Consider the following 20,955-nt stretch of genomic DNA (forward strand, 5'->3'; position numbering starts at 1 on the left):
TATCGACCGACGCTTTCCTCGATCTGCGCCATCCGCCTCGCCATCTTGGCATGCGTGAAGTTGCGGTCGCGGTTGTTCACCGCCTTGAACTTGCTGCCGTCGATTGCGACGCTTGGGGTCTGCAACAGGCCCATTTGCNGGCACAGGGCAACGAACTTCGCACAAACCTTGCGGATCGCCGCGCCATTGTCCTTCCGGAAATCGGCGATNGTCTTGTGATCGGGAGCCANGCGGCCGATCAGCCACATCACCTCGATATTGCGGCACGCCTCACGTTCCAGGCGGCGACNGGATTGCACCCGATTGAGATAACCGTAGACGTAAAGCTTCAGAAGGACTGCCGGATGATAGGAGGGCCNGCCCGTCTCCTTCGCGATCACGCGCTCAAACCCCATTCCATGCAGGTCGAGCGTCTCGACGAACGCATCGATCACATGGACCGCGTTGTCCTCGCTTACCCAATCCTCCAGGCATTCCGGCAAGAGCGTCAGCTGGGATCTGTCCGCGCCTTCAACGAAGCGTCCCATCCGTATCCCCAATCAGGAAACGGAGGAATCGTAGCCGACTCGTGGCTTTTCACACAGCCAGGGTCGGAAGCAAATCCTGTGGCGTCCCCCCGGGAGAGAAGAGTTTGTTGCCCGGCCGTTGACAACGGACATAAGAGGCGATTCCAACGCGGCATCACACTCGGATCAGGTTTGCGGTACACACAGGGCCAGCGTTGTTCCAGGATCCGACATTCTGTCCGTCATTCCAGAGGATGCAAGGCCGTAACGGCCTTGAGCTCACATCGAGCAGCGTGGCACCATACATCTGGCCGGACAGTCCAATGCAATCGACCGCCGCTGGCTCGCCGGCATGCGTTGCCTTCAAGGCATCCAGCGTGACAAAGGTCGCATCGATCCACTGCGCGGGATCCTGCTCAAAATAGCCGGGCTGCGGCGAGGCGGTCGTCAACGGCTGGCTCTCGCTTGCAATCACGCGCTGGGCGCCATCAACGCGAACGGTCTTGACCCGCCGAGGTGGAGATCGATGCCGAGATACATGGATGCTTACAATTGTTGACGTCGGTATGGACGACGGCGCCGCGACGTCGGATAGTCCAATCAATCCAAGAAGGCTGATCGCGCGTCAAGGGAGGCGCTGCATGCTGAAATCGATCGACCCTCTTCTCAATGCGGATGTACTCTACGCCCTGCGGTCCATGGGACACGGAGACGATCTCGTCCTCTGCGACACCAACTTCCCCGCTGACTCCGTCGCCCGCCAAACCGTACTTGGGCGGCTGTTGCGCATCGACAACGTCACAACCGGCCGCGCCGCGCGCGCGATCCTGTCGGTGCTGCCGCTCGACAGCTTTGTCGACAAGCCGGCGTCACGCATGGAGATCGTCGGCCAGCCGGACGAAATCCCGCCGGTGCAGCAAGAGGTCCAGGCCGCAATCGATGCCGCGGAAGAACGCTCGTTTCCAATGGGGTCGGTCGAGCGGTTTGCCTTCTATGAACTCGCCAAGAAATCCTATTGCGTGATCCAGACCGGCGAGCGGCGCTTCTACGGCTGCTTCATCTTCAAGAAGGGCGTCATCCCGCCCGACGCCTGACCGAGCGCCGACGCTGCACAATACGTCCGGCATAAATATAACACCGGGATGATGCCGCCGTCCGGAACCAACTAATTCACGCTGGCCGGAAGAACATGATCGACGCTGCACGTCGTCTCGCCTGATTATCCATCTTGCAGCGCGGCATCATCGACGGTTGTCTCCGTCGTTCAGGTCGACACGTACGCGGCCTCAAGTTCACTCGCTTTCGTTGACATTGAAGTGCGCCGTTGCATACTCGAACGGACCTCTGTCACCATACCACGGCATGGAAGTTCGCGAGCGTCACGTCATGGTGCCCAGGCGGTCCAAACTTGACATCAAGAAAGTCAACGATGGGAGGGTATCGTGGTGAAACAGCAAGAGCATGATCAGCATCCCGCACTCCGGCCGAACCGGCGCACGGTGCTGAAAGGCGCCGCCAGCGCCGCCGCATTAGGCACGACGGGCGCGCTCGGCACATTCTCCGAGCTTGCCTTGGCCCAAGCCAATCTGCGCGCCCAAATCACGCAAATTCCCGGTGTCGGCAAAGGTGCGCCAACCGACGCCGACTGGCAGAAAGTCGGCGAGCGGTGCCTCGGCCCGACCAAGGCGAGCATCAAGGAAGGCGAATTCAAGGGCGTCGAGCTCTCCTTCATGGGGCTGAACAATCAGAACCTGCACAATCTCCTGTTCCGCGGCTTCCTGAAGCCATGGGAAGCGTATACCGGTGCGAAAATTTCCTGGATCGATCTCGCCCAAGCCGACTACAACCCGCGTTTGCAGCAAGCGATCGCGACCGGCACGGTCGACTTCGACATTCTGGAGATGGGCGCGCCGTTCGAAGGCGACGTCTGCGGCAAGGGTCTGGCGTCGGAGATGCCGGACTGGGTGAAGAAGCAGATCGATGTCGACGATTATGTCGATTACCTAAAGCCGCCGGTCGGCACCTGGAACGGCAAGACCTATCGCATCACCATCGACGGCGATTGCCACAACTTTAACTACCGCACCGACGTCTTCTCCGACCCAGCCCTCGCCAAGGCCTGGAAAGACGCGGGCAATTCGAGCGAATGGGGCGTGCCGAAAACCTGGCAGCAGGTGCAGGCGGTGACCAAATTCCTCAAGGGCAAGAAGATCAAGAACCAGAACGCGTTCGGCTATCTCGACGCACCGAAGCCCTGGGGCGGGTTCGGCTTCTATTTCCTGGCGAGCCGCGCCTCGGCCTATGCAAAGCATCCCGATGACAAGGCCTGGCTGTTCGACGTCGACACGATGAAGCCGCGCATCAACAATCCGGCCTGGGTGCGCGCCATTCAGGACGTGATCGACGCGCTGCCGTTCGAACCTGCCGATCAGCTCAATGCCGATCCGAACACCACGGGCTTCCAGCAATTTCTGGCTGGCATCGGCTCGATGATTCCCTGGTGGGGCGACATCGGCCAGGTGGCGAAGGCGAGCGACACCTCCGTGGTCGGCGACGTCGTCGGCTTCGACATCCTGCCGGGGTCGGAAGATGTCTATAACTCCAAGACCGGCAAATGGGATAAGCTCGCGGGCGGCCCGAACCATGCGCCGAACTGCGCCTATCTCGGCTGGGGCGTTTACGTCATGGCGCGAGTCAATGGCGACGAGAAGAAGCACAAGGCGGCGTGGAGCGCGGCCGCGCACCTCGGCGGCAAGGACCTGTCGCTCTGGATGGTGATGTATCCGTCGGGTTTCCAGGCCCATCGGACCAGCCACTTCCAATTCGACGAGTGGGTGGCCGCGGGCTACCACCGCAAATACATCACTTCCTATCTGAACTCGCAGCTCGGCTCCTACAATCATCCGAACCGCGCAGTGGAGCCGCGCATCCCCGGCATCTTCCAGTACTACAGCATCGCCGAAGACGAGCTGACAAAGATCTTCGCCGGTAAGGTCGATGCCCAGACCGGCGCGAACAACATCGCCGCCGGCTGGGAGAAGCTGACCGACCAGATCGGCCGCGAGCGGCAGATCGGGCTCTACAAGGCCTCGCTCGGAGCGTAGCGTCGTCCCCGCGGGACCTGTCATCCTCGGCTGGCGCTGCTGGCGCCAGCCGAAAGCTTGCCCGGCGGCAGAATCGGAGCCGAACTTCGGCAGAGTTTTATCTCGATGCAGAACTCCGTACTCGTGAGCGATAACCGACATGACAAGCACGCGACCGGGCCCGCACCTCGCAGCCGGAAGGCCGCTGGCCGGGCGGTTGTTCTGCTGGCCTCCCTCGGCTTCCTGCTCGTGCTGCTCATCCAGCTATTGCACGCACTGGGGGCGACCGCGATAGGGTTTTCTGACTGGCGCCCGATTCTCGTCGCCTATCTGCTCTGGGCCTTCGCGTTCGGAACCGGGCAGATCCTGACCCGCGGCGAGGGTGGGCAGCGCGCGCTGTTCCTGCTTCCGGCCGTCTTCTTCACCATTGCCGTCGTGATCTTCCCGACCATCTTCGGGCTCTACATCGCATCGCTCGACTGGAATCTCAGCTCAGTCGACGGCCCGCGCTTCAGCGGCTTCGATAATCTCGCACGCATGTTCAACGACACCTACTACTGGAACGCGCTCGGCAACATGGTCTTCTACACGGTTGCGGTGCTCGGCGAGTACGCGATCGCGTTCGGGCTGGCGCTCCTGCTCAGCGCCGATATCCGGGCGCGAAAATTCTTCCGAGTGGTCTTCCTGCTGCCGATGATGCTCAGTCCCGTCGCAGTGAGCTGGATGATCGGCAAGTCGCTTTTGGAGTACCGATTCGGTCCGGCGGCGACGCTGGCGCGCTATCTCGGCTGGGACAACCCGGCGTTCTTCGCCTCGCCGTGGATGGCGCGCTTCAGCATCCAGGCGATGGACGCCTGGGTCTCGATCCCCTTCATCATGATCATTCTGCTCGCAGGCCTGCAAGCGATGCCGAAGGAGGTGCAGGAAGCGGCCAAGGTCGACGGCGCGAATGGCTGGCAATCATTCTGGCACGTCACATTCCCGATCATGCTGCCGGTCAGCATCACCGTCCTGATCATCCGCGTCATCTTCAAGCTGAAGCTCGCCGACATCGTGATCAACGTGACGGCCGGCGGCCCCGGCGGCGCCACCGACACGGTGTCGAGCTTCATCTACCGGGTCTACCGCGACCGCTCCAACGTCGGATACGGCACGGCGCTCGCTATGGTCTATCTGCTGCTGATCATCGTGCTGCTGACGATCATGTTGCGACTGTCGAAGCGCTGGACACAGAAGGTCGTCTAGGACCCAACCAAGGGAGTTTAAGCGATTGGCTATGTCGAGTGTGGCATCCAACCCGGCCCTGAAGCATTCCTCCGCGCCGCGCGCCAAGCGGATGCTGGGCCGCGCGCTGATCTATGCCGCGTTGCTGCTCTGGACCTTCATCTGCCTGTTTCCGATCTACTGGACCGTCACGACCTCGTTCAAATCGGCGGTCGATGTGACGCAAGCCCACCTGATCCCTTGGGTCGATTTTCAGCCGGACTGGAAGGGATGGCGCTCGCTCGGCCTGTCGCCGGATACACTGTTCGGGACCTCGACGGCCCGCTCCGAATTCGTGAACCGTTTCGTCAATAGTATCATCACGTCGGTCGGCGCGTCCTTGCTGGCGCTGATCCTCGGATCGCTGGCGGCCTATGGTCTGAGCCGCTTCCGCTACAAATTCGCTTGGATGCGCAACGACGACATCCTGTTCTTCTTTATGTCCCAGTTGATCCTGCCGCCGGTCGTGCTCGCGCTGCCGTTCCTCGTTCTCTACAAGGCATTGGCCCTGCTCGACACGCGATTTGGCCTTATCTTGCTCTATACGCTGACAGTTCTGCCGATTGTCGTCTGGATTATGCGCGACCAGTTCAATTCGATCCCGATCGAACTCGATGAAGCGGCTTTCGTGGACGGCCTTTCGATCTGGGGCGCATTCATTCGCATCGTGTTGCCGCTCTCCGTTCCCGGAATGGCGGCTGCATTCATCCTCTCGCTCGTGCTGTGCTGGAACGAATACTTCTTCGCGGCGCTGCTGACCAGTACGGACGCGAAAACCCTGCCTGTCATGGTGGCGAGCCAGACTGGCTCGCAGGGCATCAACTGGTGGTCCATGGCGGCGCTGTCGACCGCGGCAATCGCTCCGCTCGTCATCGTCGGGATATTTCTTGAACGCTACATTGTCAGCGGTTTGACCACGGGCGCAGGAAAGTAGCCAGGCGATTAATTGGCTTCAACATTCCGTCCCCGGCTTGAGAGATAGATGCGCGCCGCGTTACCCCCGAAAGTAGCTGCCTTTTCATCCGGCGACAGACCTGCCAGAAGGGTCTCGGCGGCGGCAAACCATTTTTCATAACCGCCTGCCAGATTGACCACCGGCCAGTCGCTTCCCCATAGCAGGCGATGTGGCTCGAAGCACGCCACGACATGATCCACCGCTTTCCTTAGATCCGCAATTTGCCAGTCCGGTGCGGCCTCTGTCACCAATCCCGATATCTTGCAGACGATGTTGGGGCGTTGGGCAAGCAGCGCGATATCGCCCTGCCAATCTGCTATCTCGCCGGTCGCAAGTCGAGGCTTGGCGCAATGGTCGAGCACGAACTGCATATTGGGATGATCATCGACCAGCCGCAGCAGTCGCGGCAAATGGCGCGGCAGCACCAGCGCGTCGAACACCAGGCTGTTTCGGGCCATAGCCGCCAGTAGCGACGCCAAGGCAGGGCGAAGCAGCCAATCGTCATCGGGAATGTCCTGCACCATCGGCCGCAACCCAACCAAGTGTTCGCGTGCGGCGAGAGCATCAATGCGCGCCTCGCCGTCGGCTGCGTCGAAATCCATCCAGCCGACCACGCCCCGCACCACCTGCGCCTCCGCCGCGATGTCGAGCAGAAAGATGGTCTCCGCCTCCGTTGGTGCAGCCTGCACCAAAATCGTCCCCTCGATCTTCGCGGCAGCGAGGTGCGGTTCCAGGTCCGAAAGGGAAAAGTCACGATGGATCGGTGCCAGTGCGGGCGTCAACCAGCCATAGTCGCCCCGAGCTAGGGTCCACAGATGGTGATGCGCATCGATCCGCATCAGCCGGCTACCGACAGCGGAACGGGCGCTTCCGCATCCAGCAGGCGCTCGGCCTTCAGATCGGCCCAAAGCTCGGTTGGCACCTTGCTGGATAGCGCGGCGACGTTGCGCTCGACCTCCTGCGGGCTCTGGCCGCCCAGCACAACGCTCGCCACCGCGGGATGGCCCAGAGCAAAGTGCAACGCCGCGGTTGGCAGGGCAACGCCATGCGCATGACAAACGCGTTCGATCTGCGCCACCTTTGCCAGGATCGCCGGTGGCGCATCCCGATAATTGTATTTGGAACCGCTCACTGCGCCGGTCGCCAAAATACCTGAATTGAATATGCCGCCGAGCAACACACTGATTCCCTGTTGCTGCGCAAGCGGCAGAAACTCTGCCAGCGCCGGTTGCTCCAGCAGGGAATAGCGCCCGGCGAGCAACATCGTATCGAATGATCCGGCTTGCGCGAAACGCACGCACATCTCGGCCTCGTTCACGCCGATCCCTATGCCCGCAACAATGCCCTCTCCGCGAAGCCGGTCCAGCGCCACGTATGCGCCAGCCATCGCTTCGCGAAACCGCTCGTCGATCGCGTCGATACCATGAGTCCAGACGTCGACGTCGTGGATCAGCAACAGGTCCAACCGTTCGGTCCCTAGCCGCAACAGCGACTGTTCTACAGAACGCATGGTGCCGTCATAGGAATAATCGACCACTGCCCGATGCGGCAGCCCTCCTACAAAGCCGGAACCGTCACCTCGTCCGTGAAATGGGTCCATCCAACGACCGACCTTGGTGCAAACGACGATGTCCCGGCGCGGCACGCGCCTGATCGCAGCGCCGCAACGATGTTCGGCAAGGCCGTTGCCATAGAGCGGAGAGGTGTCGAGGAGATTGATGTCCAGTTCGAACGCGCGTTTCACCGTCTCGATGGCCGTGTCGTCATCCAGTTGGACGTAGAGATCACCTAGCGGCGCGGTTCCGAGTCCCAGGACCGAAACCTGAAGCCGCGTCTGACCAAGGACACGGCGCGGCACTGCAAATACTGGTTTCATATTGACCGGCTCTTTACGGCCCATTGCCCAGTCGCGGCGATGCGCCTTTTCTTCACCTGACTATTTCCGCTGACGGCAAACCCTGGCGGCGATTGCCCAGCCGCGACCACCCGTTAAGGGGATTGCCCTGGCTGAATACTGATTTTGCCACGGACAGGGTTTGTCGTCGACATCGATGAGACACCAACTGGACACCACTCACATGTGTAGTGGCGGAGAGTGTCAGTTAATCATCATTGAAAGATAAAGCATTTTCGACCCTCCTGGGCCAAAGCCCACCACTTGAGCTACGGCCAGAAAAGGGGCTTTCGGCTAGCCGAGGCGCTTGCCCGCCTTGAGCGCGCGCTCGGCCTGTCGTGTCGCGATTCTTGGTGCCGAGGTTCGTATCCGGCGAGTTGAACTGCAGCGCGTTCCAGTAGATCCCAGGTCCGGCTCCGGGATCCGCATCGTCCACGAGCTTCTGCAGCCGCCAATAGAAGCGCGCGTCGCCGGTCATAGTGGTCTCGCCGGTGAACGTGATCAGGCCAGCCTGCGGGCCTGACTGGATGATGCCGATGGAGGTGGTCCCGCTGATTGTTCCGCTCCCTTGTAGTATGCCGCCGGGAGCAGGCGAATCGGTGCTGGTCGCTGCAATGGTGACCGGGCCCGAGACCGTCCCACCGTTCATGAACAGTGTGCCCGACTCGCCGACAACAACCGCGCCGGTCACCGTGCCGGCGACCTCCAGCGTCGCCGCGTAGGATACCAGCACCTCGCCGGCACCCGTTGCTGATCCACCGGTACCGCCGGCAATCAGCGTACCCCCATTGACCCTGATCAGACCGGAAAGCGTGCCGCTGCTGTCTGCACTCAGGGTCAGCGTGCCGGGACCGAAGATCGTCAGGCCCGCCGACCCCTCGATGGCGGCTGCGATCTGCGAACTACCGCCGGTAGCATTGGTGTAGATCAGGCCTTCTGCCGCGCCGAACGAAAGGCTCGCAGTAGCGATGCTGCCGCCGTTCATGATGAGGCCCGCGGCGTCGCCGCTCGCCTGGCTTCCGACCAGAATGCTCGCATCGCCGCCCGTAATCGCCCCGCCGTTCACTTCGAGCGCCGCCACCTGCGGCACACCGCAGCTCTCGGCCGCCTGGCTGTCGACGACCTCGTAGACGGCATCGGCCGGAACGTCGTTGATGCTGACATCCGTCGACGACACGGTCGCCGCGCGCGCGAAGCCCTCGGAGGGCGAATAGGTCAGGAACTTGCCGAGCTGGCCGCGTCGTCGTCCTCTCCGAGAATGTAGGGAACGACGATCCCGTTCGTGACGATGGGCAGGTTTGCTCCCGTTCCTGCCACGAACACCTGTTGCGTCAGCCCAAGCTGGGCCATGCCGCCGCCCGGCACGATAACAAGTGTTCCGCCGGAGTTGCGGACAATGTTCCTCAGGGTACCGTCGTCATTGCCCCCGATTACGACGCGATAGTTGCCGCTTCCGGAAAGCTGCAAGGCGCCTCCCGTAGAGCCGATGACGAACGTCGCCAGAGATCCCGAGGCGATCTGCACATCGACCGTCGCGCCGTCCGAACGAAGCTCGAGTATTCCGCCGTTCGTCACCGTCACCCTGAAGCTGCCAAATGGTGTGGCGGATGTCCGGGTACTTGCCAGCGTCCCAGCGCCTACGGTGTTGTGTCCTATCAGCTGGTTCGTGTTGGTGAGCAGGAGCGTGCCTTCGCCGTATTTGTGGAGGCCGCCCAGCCCGGAGATCGGCGCGACGACGGTCAGCGTGCCGCCGTTCGTGTTGATGACCTTAGGCTGGTTGATCGTCCAAGTGCTGGGTTCATATCCGGATGCCGAGGGCAGCGCCGACGGCGAGATCGCCCAAGCTTGCCCCTGCCAGAGCACGGCGTGGACGCCCCACCCGGTGAGCGCGCCGGTGACGACCTGGCTGTAGTCTTCGGAGGGTAGCGGTAGATTTTCCAGCGTCCATCCGCTGGGCATCTGCGCGATCTGGACGGTCTGCGGATTGCTAGACGGGAGGTTGGGTACGTTCTCGAACGAGGCGGGGAAAGCGTTGTTGATGGTGATCGTGCCGCCCGTCAGGTTCACCGTGAGCGGCGCGAGGACATGGCCGCCGTTATTTTCCATGTATCCCTTCGTCGTCTGGGAAACGGAATACCAGCCAACCGCGAAATTGGCCAAGACGATCGTCTGCGGACTCTCGGACACGTTCGGGGCCAACCTGATCGGCGAGCCACGCGAGCGGCGGATCGGCACCGGGGCGCGCGCCCTCTCACCCACCGGGGACCTCGCCCTGGTGTTGGTCGCCCAGCGTCAAGGGGCAGTCCCAATTCAGCCCGTATCTCAGTGCGCCTGCCGATCCGGCCTCTCCGATCGCGCGGGTCCAGGAACACGTCATGGTCAATATGGAGGCCGCCACACGCTGGAGTCTCTCGCTGGGGCGGCAAGGATGAGCCCCCGGAATTTTGCGCGACATTTCGTCCAGGAGACCGGAATTACGCCGCACGAATTCATCGAGCGTGCTCGTGTCGATGCGGCGCGCCTGAAGCTGGGAGGAAGCGACCTGCCGTTGAAGGCGGTGGCATATGACTGCGGCTTCGGCCTCAGCGGACCGGATGCGGATCGTGTTTACCGCGCGTCTTGGGGTAACGCCAGCGCAGGATCAGGCAAGTTTTCGGAAAGAGGAATCAGCTAGCGTCGGTGACCTTCGACGGATTCGACGCATTTTGCGCGAGGGCGGCAGAACAGAGAACGTGGTCGTAAAGCAGCTCGTCTCGCGAATGCTATTCGCGCGGCAGAAAGCTCCGGTTGGCATGAAACGACGTGCCGCTGGCCAGATACGCAGGATCACCTTCATTGCGCAGGACCGATGCACTGAGCGAGATACACGCGAGATTCAACGCAATGAAGCCCGCGGGAGAAATGATCCGTGCGTCCGCCCTTACCCCCGTTCACCGAAGCAACCGCTATCGAGAAGGTCCGGCTCGCTGAAAACGCTTGGAACGGCCGCGATCCCGCCAAGTAGCGCTTGCATATACCCCTCACAGTCAGTGGCGTAACCAGGCTGGCGTGCAGAACACCGCGGGAGTCGTCTCTACGTCGTTCTTGAAAGATCTAGCCGATCCGGCCTGGAAGGATGACGATGCAATAAAGCGATCCTCAGCGTTCATGGACAAGTACTATTCCGATGGCGACAGGCAAGATAGCAACGTCCTTTTTGGTTATGCTGCTGCCGAAACCGTGTCCCGAATGCTCGAACAATGTGGCGATGATCTCTCGCGTGAAACATCACGCGACAGGCCACGTCGTTCAAGGATTTTCAGAGTTCAGTCACACTCCCGGGAATTAAGATCAGTACTCGTCCAAACGACTTTCGGCCGATCAAGCAGGTCCGTCTTGTGCAGTTTGATGCCAGCTTGTGGCAGCCAATAGGTGACGTGATCGATAGCGCGTTTCTCGGTCCGGCTAACCGTTAAATCGAGAGATTGAGGGCGACACCTCGTTTGCGCTTTACTCAACGTATCTGACTGGCCCCACTGCGTCGGCAGTCGGGGCGGGCGGACGGTGTCGTTTTGCTCGCTAAAAGTCATAGTGCATTGTGTTCATCCGATGAGTGAAATCGCTGCACTTCCCGAGAGCTCCAAAACCGTAAATACTAACTTCAAAAGGTGACCCCTGGCCACCCATGCCGCATCGTCCCCAGAATTGCACCTCTCATAAGGATCTAGCCCTAGAGGCTTTCCGCTCTAAGTATGCATCGCGTCGGATTTGCGAGCCCGCACCTAAGGAGACTAAGTCCATGCAGAAGCTCGGCCGAGTTACGCTATTGACCAGCCTGGTTGCGTTCGCGCTTCAGCCTCATGGTACAGCAGCTCAATTCCTGGACAAGAAAGTCCTCACTTTAGCCGCCGCGGAGAAGATCGTTGCAGCCGCTAAAGCAGAAGCAGAGCGGAATCGGCTTGCCGGCGTGATCGCCGTTGTCGACGATGGCGGCTGGCCTATCCTATTGCTACGAATGGACAACGCGGCCTACGTGGCTAGCGTGGAGTTAGCGCCGGGAAAAGCGCGAACGGCCGCGCTTTTCAAGAAGCCGACCGAAACGCTCGAAAATGCAATCAATCAGGGTCGTTTTGCAGCAGTTACGGCGCGCGATTTCACGGAGATGAAGGGCGGTCTGCCGATCCTCGTCGATGGGCAGGTCGTCGGCGGTATTGGCGCAAGCTTTGATACCCCCGATCATGATGTTCAGATTGCGCAGGCGGGACTTGCAGCGCTTGCGCGTTAGCTCTGATCCTCACACCAGAAAGTGCTGAGGCATATTCTCGCCACTTCAGGAAAGCTCAGCATGATCAAGATTTGGATCGTCAGGTGAGAGTCGATCTGGCGGGAGATCGCGTGCCCGAACCATAGGCATCGGTGGTTACGTCCCGATCGGCATCCTGTTGGCTTTGTTGGCCGTCGCGACGGTGGTTGCGTACTTGGGGTGGTAGTCAGGAGCAGAAACAGGTGTTCCTCCTTCAGGCTACCTCGCGATGACAATCGGTATACTCTTTTCTCTGATCGTTGGGGCTGGATTGATGACTCTTCTCTTCTGCAGCCGCCGCTCGGGATACGACGAGCCTGCCAGAATCATCCCTTCCGACCGCGACGAAAACCAGGGTCCTAAAACTCAAGCTGATGACGTTGCATCTGAGCGCCAGGGGACGGATTGCTCGCTCCCGCAGCGTTGTGCCGACGTTCGGCGGAGCAACTGATCGGATTGCTCAAGAGCATACGGCCGTGGCGACGTTCGCCGGTCACTTGAAGGCGGTTCAGGACCACCCTGAAAAACTTTCACTTCCGCGCCGCGCCATTCTGGCCAAGCTTCCTCGTACTGGGATGGGAGGAGAAAAGGATGCAGGTCTCGGTGAGATCGGCTCGAAGTGGCGCGCACATGTCGCTCCGACGGGCGCTGGCGACGTCGGCCGGCGCACAGAACGGACCAATCAGGATCGGCGTGTTGACTGACATGTCGTCGCTCTATGCCGACAATGGCAGCCAGGGGAAGAGGCCTTCGCCTTCAGGCCGATGGAGAGGACGGCGGATGCCCGCTCGTGAAGAAATCGTAAACGGCCTGGGACCGCGAATCGCGCCGCGCGCAATCCGACCGGCGGAATTCGGGCGATGTGGAATGACTCGTTCGGTCTCAGCATTACTATTTCGAACCATCTGGGGGAGGCTAGCGGTGGAATCGGCGTTGCCCAACGGAAAATCCTATCAGAGCGATCCCCGGCGTCAGCGCTGATCGCGAAGCGCCCGGTGTGCTCACCGACATGTCCTCGCACCGCATTGCACGGTGCTGGGAAGCCACACGATTACAAATTTTCCGTCTGCTGCCTGCGCTATACCTAAATATGATGGACAGCGCGAGCTGTTGACACTCCGGCGGCGCTTGACACTTTGCGGCCGTCCACAACTTGAAAGGCGAGGTCAGCCATGAGCATTAAGCGTCGTGAATTCGTTGTTGGAGCGGGCGTCATTGGAGTCGTCGGCGTAACTGGCGGATCAGTCGCCCCACAACCCGCATCGGCAGAGCATGCAAAGCAGATGGGCGGGACGCAGACTGTTCAAGCATCCTCACCCGCACAGACTGCAACTTCCACACCACTCGAGAAGCGCGCCTACACGTTTCTCAATCCCGATGAGGCCACCTGGGTCGAGGCGGCGGTCAATCATATGATTCCAGCCGATGACTTGACGGCCAGCGGCGTCGATTTGGGCATTGCCTATTTCATCGACCAGCAATTGGCAGGCGGATTCGGGCAAGGCGGTAAAATGTTTATGCAAGGTCCATGGCACCCTGGGGTGCCCCAACAAGGGTGGCAGGTTCGCCTCTCTCCTGCGGAAGCTTATCGCGCCGCCATCCCGGCGATCAACGCATACTGCATCAAGACATACGGCAAGGACTTTCCATCGATCACGGAAAGTCAGCGCGATGAGGTCTTAAATGATCTCGGCACGGGCAAAGCGGATTCGGGACCGCTTCCTGCTGGCCTCTTCCTCGATCTGCTTTATCAGAACGTGATGGAAGGCTTTTTCAGCGATCCCGCTTACGGCGGAAATCGCGACAAGGCTGCATGGAAGATGATCGGCTATAGCGGGGCGACCGGTAACTTCGTCGACCTGATCGAGACGACTTACAACAAGCCTTACACCGAACCAAGTCAAAGCATCGCTGACTTGAGCTGATCTCAGATCGAAGGAGAATTCCGATGGCGACGAAGTTGAAACCCGTCGACGCAGTCATTGTAGGTTTTGGCTGGACCGGGGCTGTGCTGGCGAGGGAACTAACAAAAGCGGGACTCAACGTGCTGGCGATTGAGCGCGGCGGGATGCGCGACACGATCCCGAACTTTGCCGCGCCGATGATACATGACGAACTGCGTTTCGCCATTCGTCATGACCTGATGCAGGACGCGTCCCGCGAGACTCTCACGTTCCGCAACAGCGTTGACCAGACAGCGCTGCCGATAAGGCGCTGGGGATCGTTCCTGCCGGGAAACGGTGTGGGCGGTGCAGGTGTCCACTGGAATGGGCAGCACTATCGGTTTGCGCCGAGCGAATTCAGGATCCGCAGCCATTATCGCGAACGATACGGGAAGACGTTCATTCCCGACGAAATGACGATACAAGATTGGCCGGTTACGTACGACGAACTGGAGCCCTACTACGACCGCTTCGAATATCTCTGCGGCACGGCCGGGAAGGCCGGCAACATCAAAGGCGTGATCCAGGACGGCGGAAATCCGTTCGAAGGACCTCGTGCGCGCGAATATCCGAATCCGGCGATGAAGCGCAGCTTTCAAATGAAGATGTTCGAGGATGCCACGCGGGAAATGGGGTTTCACCCCTATGTTCAGCCATCCTCCGACGTTACGCAGGCCTACACGAACCCTGAGGGGGTGGACATGGGCTCCTGCGTATACTGCGGGTTCTGCGAGCGCTTCGGCTGCGAAATGTCAGCGAAAGCAAGCCCGCAATCGACGCTTCTGCCACTTTTGCTGAAAGACCCTAGATTTGAGCTGCGCACACTTTCTCATGTCACCAAGGTTAATCTCGACTCCGGCCGCAAAAAGGCAACCGGTGTTACCTATGTCGACTCTCAAGGTCGCGAGTTCGAACAGCCCGCCGACATGGTGCTCCTCTGCGCGTTTGGCCTCCATAACGCACGACTGATGATGCTGTCGGGAATCGGTCGCATCTACGATCCTGAAACCGGTAAGGGTGGCGTTGGGCGCAATTACGCCTACCAGATGTCCAGCAGCGTCACCGCGCACTTCAACGACAAGGTCTTCAATCCGTTCATGGGCGCCGGTGCGTGCGCCATGATCATAGACGATTTCAACTACGACAACTTCGATCATGGGCCGCTCGGCTTCGTGGGTGGTTCTTACATCTGTGTCGAGAGCAAGGGGCAACGGCCGATCGATTTCCGTAACCTGCCACCAGGCGAGCCTCGCTGGGGCAAAGGCTGGAAGCAATCGGTTGCCCACTGGTATAACCGCACTTTCGTGATCGCGTCATTCGGCAGCGTCACAGCCCAGCGCGGCAACTATCTTGACCTCGATCCCAACTATAAGGATGGCTTCGGCAATCCGCTGCTGAGGATGACGTTCGACTTCAGCAAAAATGATCTGGACATGTCGAAGTACTGCACCGATCGTGCAGCCGACATCGCCAAGCACATGAACCCGGACAAAATGGGCATCAACTATCGCAAGGGACCTTATTCGATCGTCCCGTACCAGACGACGCACACGACAGGCGGCACCATTATGGGAGCCGATCCGACAACCAGCGCTGTCAACCGCTATCTGCAAAGCTGGGATGTTCCCAACGTGTTTGTCATGGGCGCGGGCGCCTTTCCGCAAAACCCGTCGCACAATCCGACGGGCACAGTCGGAGCTCTGGCCTATTGGGCGGCCGATGCGATCACAACGAAGTATCTGAAATCGCCGGGGCGCCTGGTCCCGAGCTGAGCACCTTCGGATCCACGCAATCGCGCCAGCATGGGGGGCCGCCTCGGAACGGCGAGGTTGTCATCGAGTAGAACGCGGCCAGGGAGCACGATCGTGAGTTATTCCGGGAGCGGCGGATGCACACCAAACCTTGGAGCACTTGCGGCGCCTTTACCGTCACACGCGATCAAACGCCACGGTGCACAATGGCGTATGTTCTCAAGATAAGCGGCGAGCCGCATACGGTCGACGCTGACCGCGACACGCCGCTGCTGTGGGTGCTTCGCGACATGCTCCAAATGACTGGAACCAAGTTAGGATGCGGTATGGAGCTGTGCGGCGCGTGCACGGTGCATCTTGAAGGCGCGGCGACAAGCGCTTGTATCACTCCGATCGACAGCGTTGGGCGACGCCCGCGCGGGACTGAGGTCATCCGTGTGACGTTGGTGCAAAGTCCGGTGGAAGTTGGTGAAGCATCATACACCTTGCGACGCACGATCCAAAGACCGGAACACATTTTGGCGGAGGGCGTTAATGTTCCGGTCGGGTCTTGCCTTTACGGGAGTGCCGGGGGACAAAATTTTCTCTGCGAGGCGAGCAAGTATGAACGGCATTTGGATGTCTCGGTGGAGATCATTTTGGCTAGAGATGGCCTCGAATGCGCGAACCATGGGCATCGGGGGATACGTCTTAGTAGGCATCCTACTGATGTTGCTAGCCGCCGTGATTGTCCTTGCGATCATGGGGTGGTCGTCGGCTGAAGAAGCAGACGTTACCCCCTTCGGATATTTCGCGATGGCAATCGGCATACTGTTTTCTCTGGTGTTCGGTATCGGATTGATGGCTCTGCTCTTTTACAGCAGCCGCGCGGGCTACGACGAGCCCGCCAGGCTGGTTCCACCCGACACTAACGAAAATCCCGAGTCTCGAACGCCAGATTGACCTTAGGTGGGGGTATTGCCGGTTAAGGTCATGAACGCGAGCACGAGCTGGTGCAATGATTTTCATCTCGAGGGACGACGCAGCTCGCTGCTTTGTTGCCGCCATTTCCACGCTCCTGATGGTTTTGCCCACGTGCGGCGAAGAGGACCGAGGACTCGCTTCGACTTAGTGCCCCGCCAGATCCCGCCAAAGGCGGTTAGTGGCGCCGTTGAGCACTTTACCTCCCATATGACAGACGCCCCTCGAGTTTGCCGTTGGAGCGTGTCCCAATACTCCCGACGTCAGAGAATCTTGGTATGCGGCTCGATTGAAAATGTCCGTTAGAGGCCTGGCGCTGGCAATTCTTCTGGCGGGTCTTCTCGAAGGCTCCCACGCATTCGCGCAGGAGGACAAGAAGACCGACGACGACAAGCCCGCCGATCCCGACACCGGCGAGAGCACCGTCGAGGAGAAGACCCTCGGGCTTCTGCCGAACCCATTCCAAAAGTACGGGATCAAGTTCGCCGCGACTTACATCGGTGAGACGCTGGGGAATGTCTCCGGCGGACTGAAGCAGGGAGCGATCTACGAAGGCCGGTTAAACCTTGCGGTCGATGTCGACCTGCAGAAGCTCGTCGGCATCGACAAGCTCACGTTCCACGCCAACATGTTCCAGATCTACGGCGAGGGATTATCGCGCAACTATCTCGACAATTTTTTCGTCGTGAGCGGCATCGAAGCGTTGCCCTCGACTCGCCTCTACGAGGCCTACTTCGAAAAGCAGTGGGGCGACAAAACGGTCTCTTTGAAGTTTGGGCAGCTTGCCGCCGACAGCGAGTTCTTCAACACGAAATACACCGACGTCTTCACGAACGCGTCGCCCGGCTACTGGTCAACATCACCGATCAGCTATCCGTCCTTGGAGGCATCTTCGACGGCAATCAGGCAGGCCCGGGTCCGGATCCGCAAGAACGCAACCGATATGGCGTTAACTTCCGGGTCAACGATCCGCCTCTGCTGCTCGGGCAAATTCAGTACGCCTGGAACAACAAGAAAGGCGATCCCAATCTGACCGGCCAGGTCAAGTTCGGCGGATGGCGTCACTTCGGGCAATTCTCCGACCTTCAACTCGCAAGCAACGGCGTTTCGCTTGCGGCGCCGACCAGCAGCGGCACTCCGCTCATGTTGGTGGGCGACATCGGCGGCTGGGCGGTCTTCGAGCAGCAGCTTTATCGCGTGCCCAAAAGCGATGATCGTGGGATCGGCGTATTCGCTCGTGTCTCCGGCGCTCCGGCCGACCGCAATCTGATCGATCTCTACGCCGACGCCGGCCTCGAATTCATCGGCCTCAGCGACAAACGGCCGGACGACAAGTTCGGGATCGCGGCGGGCTACGCGCACGTCTCGAAGCGAGCCCAGGCGCTCGACTTTGACTATCGCGCACTCGCCGGCCCGGCGTGGCCGGTGCGCAGCTCCGAAGGACTCCTCACGGCGGTGTATTAGTATCAGCTGCGGGACGGCTGGACCCTCCAGCCCAATTTCCAATACATCATCCGGCCGGGCGGCGGAACGACGGACCCGACCGGTCCAATGTCGGGCCGAGCGCTCAAGAACTCGGCGGTCTTCGGCCTGCGCACGACGTTGAAATTCTAGGAAGCTTCAGTTGCGTGAACTGGATGCTCACCCGTGGCGGCTCGACCTGGACTGGCGCTGGCACCAGGCGGCACTCGAGTTCGGCTGCATGCTAAGCATCAATCCGCACGCGCACTCGATTGCCGAGCTCGACCACATGCATTAGGGCGTCGAGATGGCCGCAAGGGCGGCGTGCCCCGGACAGGGTACTGAATGCGATCTTGCCCGAGATTACGCGATATCTCCGCCAGAAGAGACGCTCGCTATCCCGGGCCGCCTAATGTCGGTCTGTAGGTCGTTATGACAGCCATGCGGAATGACGCTTGGTGACGCCGTTGCTTGACTGCACGAGGCGCGTAACGCCGCCGCGTGGCGCGACCGGTAAGCGGGGAACCAAATCCCGCGAATGAACTTGGGGTATCGAGGTCGTGTTCAGCCGCACCGCCATGTACGATTGGCAAACCTGGCCGCCTGAGCGCTCCCCCACTAGCCAAGAGCAGGGAGGTAGCGGTGCCATGGACGAGATCGAAGCAAGGACCATCCGCAAGCTGATGTGGCGGTTGCTGCCCTTCCTGTTCGTCTGCTACTTCGTCGCGTACCTCGACCGGGTGAACGTCGGTTTCGCCAAACTCCAGATGAACTCGGCGCTCGGCCTGTCGGAGGCGGCTTACGGCTTTGGCGCGGGCCTGTTCTTCATCTCCTACTTTCTGTTCGAAGTACCATCCAACCTCGCGCTGGACAGGTTCGGCGCACGGCTCTGGATCGCTCGCATCATGTTAAGCTGGGGGATCATCTCTGCTCTGTTCGCCTTCATCGCCCGATCTCAGCGGCCACCGGGATCTCGACCGAATGGGTGTTCTACATCCTCCGTTTCCTGCTCGGTCTCGCCGAGGCGGGTTTCTTTCCCGGGATCATTTTCTACCTGACACTATGGTTCCCGTCGGTCTACCGGGCCCGGGTTGTCTCGCTGTTCATGCTGGCCATCCCGTTCTCGTCGATTGCGGGCGGACCGATCTCCGGGGCTCTGCTGAACATTTCCGGCGCCGGACTCGATGGCTGGCAATGGCTCTTCATCCTCGAAGCCTTGCCCTCGATCCTGATGGCTTTCGGGGTCATCTTTTACCTGACCGACCGGCCGGCGCTCGCGGCGTGGCTCGCCAACGACGAGAGGGGCTGGCTCGAACGACGGCTGGAGGCTGAAAGGCAGCACAAGGTGGCGGTCGAGCATGTGGGCATCGTTAAGGCGCTCACCGACCTCCGCGTCCTTGCCTGCGCGTTCGTCTACTTCTGTCTGAACGCGGCGAGCTATGGTGTGGCGTTTTTCTTGCCGACGATCATCAAGAACTTCGGCGTGAGCAACTTCCAGACCGGCCTGCTGTCTGCGGTGCCTTTCTTGTTTGGCGCCGTCGGGATGGTGCTGCTGAGCCGCAACTCCGACCGCACATTGAAGCGTCGGGAGCACGTTTGCTTTGCCATGTTCCTCGCCGCGGTCGGCCTTGCGGGCGCGGGCCTCGTCTCCGCGCCCGCGCTGGTGCTGGGCTTGCTCTGCCTGAGCCAGATCGGCGTCTCCGCAACGCCTCCACTGCTGTGGCCAGTACCGAGCGCCTTCCTGACGGGCACTTCGGCTGCGGCCGGGATCGCCGCGATCAATGCGCTCGGCAATCTGTCCGGCTTCGCCGGACCGTTCCTCATGGGCTACCTCAAAGACGCGACCGGCAACTTCACGGCCGGGCTGCTGGTCCTGGGCGGCTGCGCTCTGGTCGGCAGCATTGTGGCCCTGACGCTAAGGGTCAATCCGCAGATGGAGGTCACCGGCGCTGCGCCGGGTGCGTCGGCGCCCGCTCGCTGAGAGGACCAGCCTGTCGATGAGCGGGATTGCTCGACACGAAACGTAAACCCCCGCGCGCAGGTGTATGATGCGCATGCCGCGAAATGGCGGGCGGATCTCGCCCGAATGGACCGCCCGGAGTTCGAGAAGATCGCTGCGGTTCTGGTCGGACCCGAGGGAGCGCTGGAGCCGCTGCGGAAGGTCACTTCTGCGGCCGACGCTCCGTCGAGCCTCGCGAACGGCCCAAGCAGGTTCTAGTAGGAACCCGGGTGGCCGGCCTCGGTTGAGCCGCATGACCGGAAGAATTCTATACGAAAGCGCCAATGGCGATGTCTGGCGGCTGGTCCGCCATCCGCACTCCGGACACCCGGCGGTCGAGCATCAGCCGAACGCCAGTTCAGGCGGACAGGCGTCCTTGACCGAGATCGGACAATTCCTTCGGGCGGGCGGCGACGGACCTGAACACCAGTCCCTGCTCGCGTTGATTGGCACGCTGATCGACGACTGACGCCTGCCCGGTGTCCGCCATGTTCTTTTTCTTTTCCAACCGACTGGGCTGTCTCGGCTCGCTGCTGGTCTCTGCCCTCGTAACCGTGGTGCTGCTTTTCATGTTCGGCATGCTGCGCTTCTGACGTGCGGCAGCGAACAGTCGGCCCATCCGGCATCAAGCCGCTCGAGCGGTCGCATGAGGTCAGGCGGGCGTACCCGGAGCCCCACTCCGAAACATCGGCGCGCTCCGTCCGTTGGCATCGGGGCGTTATTCTGGAGCCCTCACGATGATCGAAACGGATACTCTGCTGGTGAACTGCCCCGAGTGCGGCGCCTGGCCGATGGCCGCGAACCTTCAGAAGCCAGCTTCAGCGCACCGAGAACCGCGACTAAGATGTCCAAAGTGCC

At 60.6% G+C, this 20,955-nt stretch carries 16 protein-coding genes and 6 pseudogenes; 15 read left to right on the forward strand and 7 right to left on the reverse strand.

Annotation, left to right across the window (positions count from 1 at the left end; genetic code table 11):
* Together YY7_RS0138725 and YY7_RS63830 are read right to left on the reverse strand one after the other, a co-directional pair.
* On the reverse strand, positions 1–527 hold a 527-nt coding region (locus YY7_RS0138725; protein WP_028167865.1), incomplete at its 3' end, for a transposase.
* A 179-nt stretch (positions 528–706) separates the two neighbouring features.
* A pseudogene (locus YY7_RS63830) lies at positions 707–1,046 on the reverse strand (FGGY family carbohydrate kinase); the annotation flags it as partial.
* Positions 1,047–1,147: 101 nt separating this feature from the next.
* Between YY7_RS63830 and YY7_RS0138735 the strand changes: the two are divergent.
* The 4 genes from YY7_RS0138735 to YY7_RS0138750 all read left to right on the forward strand — a co-directional run bounded on the left by YY7_RS0138735 (position 1,148) and on the right by YY7_RS0138750 (position 5,786).
* Positions 1,148–1,600 carry an RbsD/FucU family protein gene (locus YY7_RS0138735; protein ID WP_028167867.1) on the forward strand — a complete coding sequence of 151 codons (453 nt, stop codon included), beginning with the start codon at positions 1,148–1,150 and terminating at the stop codon, positions 1,598–1,600.
* A gap of 351 nt (positions 1,601–1,951) precedes the next feature.
* Entirely contained in the window at positions 1,952–3,610 is a 1,659-nt protein-coding gene (locus YY7_RS0138740; protein ID WP_028167868.1) for an extracellular solute-binding protein, read from the forward strand.
* A 105-nt stretch (positions 3,611–3,715) separates the two neighbouring features.
* The gene (locus tag YY7_RS0138745) at positions 3,716–4,834 is read left to right on the forward strand and encodes a carbohydrate ABC transporter permease (RefSeq protein WP_028167869.1); all 1,119 of its coding nucleotides are present in this window, start codon (positions 3,716–3,718) and stop codon (positions 4,832–4,834) included.
* Between the two features lie 91 nt (positions 4,835–4,925).
* The gene (locus YY7_RS0138750) at positions 4,926–5,786 is read left to right on the forward strand and encodes a carbohydrate ABC transporter permease (RefSeq protein ID WP_155255506.1); all 861 of its coding nucleotides are present in this window, start codon (positions 4,926–4,928) and stop codon (positions 5,784–5,786) included.
* A gap of 8 nt (positions 5,787–5,794) precedes the next feature.
* On the opposite strand, the gene YY7_RS0138755 is transcribed toward YY7_RS0138750, so the two are convergent.
* From YY7_RS0138755 to YY7_RS0138770, 4 genes are all read right to left on the reverse strand, one after another.
* Complete coding sequence (locus tag YY7_RS0138755) at positions 5,795–6,646, reverse strand: amidohydrolase family protein (RefSeq protein WP_196237400.1); 852 nt, start codon at positions 6,644–6,646, stop codon at positions 5,795–5,797.
* Positions 6,646–7,707, reverse strand: coding sequence for an aldo/keto reductase (locus YY7_RS0138760; RefSeq protein ID WP_155255504.1), 1,062 nt, complete (start codon positions 7,705–7,707; stop codon positions 6,646–6,648). Before YY7_RS0138760 ends, YY7_RS0138755 begins: the two co-directional genes overlap by 1 nt.
* A 202-nt stretch (positions 7,708–7,909) precedes the next feature.
* Positions 7,910–8,878, reverse strand: a complete 969-nt coding sequence (locus YY7_RS0138765; RefSeq protein ID WP_028167873.1) for a hypothetical protein — start codon at positions 8,876–8,878, stop codon at positions 7,910–7,912.
* Between the two features lie 38 nt (positions 8,879–8,916).
* Complete coding sequence (locus YY7_RS0138770) at positions 8,917–9,807, reverse strand: hypothetical protein (protein ID WP_028167874.1); 891 nt, start codon at positions 9,805–9,807, stop codon at positions 8,917–8,919.
* A gap of 166 nt (positions 9,808–9,973) precedes the next feature.
* Between YY7_RS0138770 and YY7_RS63835 the strand changes: the two are divergent.
* The 3 genes and pseudogenes from YY7_RS63835 to YY7_RS0138780 form a co-directional block, all read left to right on the forward strand.
* Positions 9,974–10,367: pseudogene (locus YY7_RS63835) on the forward strand (helix-turn-helix domain-containing protein); the annotation flags it as partial.
* 242 nt (positions 10,368–10,609) lie between these two features.
* Positions 10,610–10,746: pseudogene (locus YY7_RS63840) on the forward strand (DUF1348 family protein); the annotation flags it as partial.
* 733 nt (positions 10,747–11,479) lie between these two features.
* Positions 11,480–11,965 (forward strand): GlcG/HbpS family heme-binding protein, encoded by a 486-nt coding sequence (locus tag YY7_RS0138780; protein WP_035692067.1) that lies wholly within the window; start codon positions 11,480–11,482, stop codon positions 11,963–11,965.
* Positions 11,966–12,513: 548 nt separating this feature from the next.
* On the opposite strand, the gene YY7_RS61055 is transcribed toward YY7_RS0138780, so the two are convergent.
* Complete coding sequence (locus YY7_RS61055; RefSeq protein WP_155255505.1) at positions 12,514–12,690, reverse strand: hypothetical protein; 177 nt, start codon at positions 12,688–12,690, stop codon at positions 12,514–12,516.
* Positions 12,691–13,155: 465 nt separating this feature from the next.
* On the opposite strand from YY7_RS61055, the gene YY7_RS54245 reads away from it, so the two are divergent.
* The 8 genes and pseudogenes from YY7_RS54245 to YY7_RS0138825 all read left to right on the forward strand — a co-directional run bounded on the left by YY7_RS54245 (position 13,156) and on the right by YY7_RS0138825 (position 20,566).
* On the forward strand, positions 13,156–13,908 hold the full coding sequence (locus tag YY7_RS54245; RefSeq protein WP_080664033.1) for a gluconate 2-dehydrogenase subunit 3 family protein: 753 nt from the start codon (positions 13,156–13,158) through the stop codon (positions 13,906–13,908).
* 23 nt (positions 13,909–13,931) lie between these two features.
* Positions 13,932–15,698, forward strand: a complete 1,767-nt coding sequence (locus tag YY7_RS0138795) for a GMC family oxidoreductase (protein WP_028167877.1) — start codon at positions 13,932–13,934, stop codon at positions 15,696–15,698.
* 185 nt (positions 15,699–15,883) lie between these two features.
* Positions 15,884–16,084, forward strand: a pseudogene (locus tag YY7_RS63845) ((2Fe-2S)-binding protein); the annotation flags it as partial.
* A 301-nt stretch (positions 16,085–16,385) separates the two neighbouring features.
* Positions 16,386–16,619, forward strand: coding sequence for a hypothetical protein (locus YY7_RS54250; protein WP_245287564.1), 234 nt, complete (start codon positions 16,386–16,388; stop codon positions 16,617–16,619).
* A 313-nt stretch (positions 16,620–16,932) separates the two neighbouring features.
* Positions 16,933–18,251: pseudogene (locus YY7_RS54255) on the forward strand (carbohydrate porin).
* A gap of 10 nt (positions 18,252–18,261) precedes the next feature.
* Entirely contained in the window at positions 18,262–18,396 is a 135-nt protein-coding gene (locus YY7_RS65305) for a hypothetical protein (protein ID WP_433994558.1), read from the forward strand.
* A gap of 349 nt (positions 18,397–18,745) precedes the next feature.
* Positions 18,746–20,079 (forward strand): annotated as a pseudogene (locus tag YY7_RS54260) (MFS transporter).
* Between the two features lie 271 nt (positions 20,080–20,350).
* On the forward strand, positions 20,351–20,566 hold the full coding sequence (locus tag YY7_RS0138825; RefSeq protein ID WP_028167878.1) for a hypothetical protein: 216 nt from the start codon (positions 20,351–20,353) through the stop codon (positions 20,564–20,566).
* Positions 20,567–20,955: the final 389 nt, after the last annotated feature.

The sequence above is a fragment of the Bradyrhizobium elkanii WSM2783 genome (genome assembly GCF_000472865.1).
GTDB lineage: Bacteria > Pseudomonadota > Alphaproteobacteria > Rhizobiales > Xanthobacteraceae > Bradyrhizobium > Bradyrhizobium elkanii_A.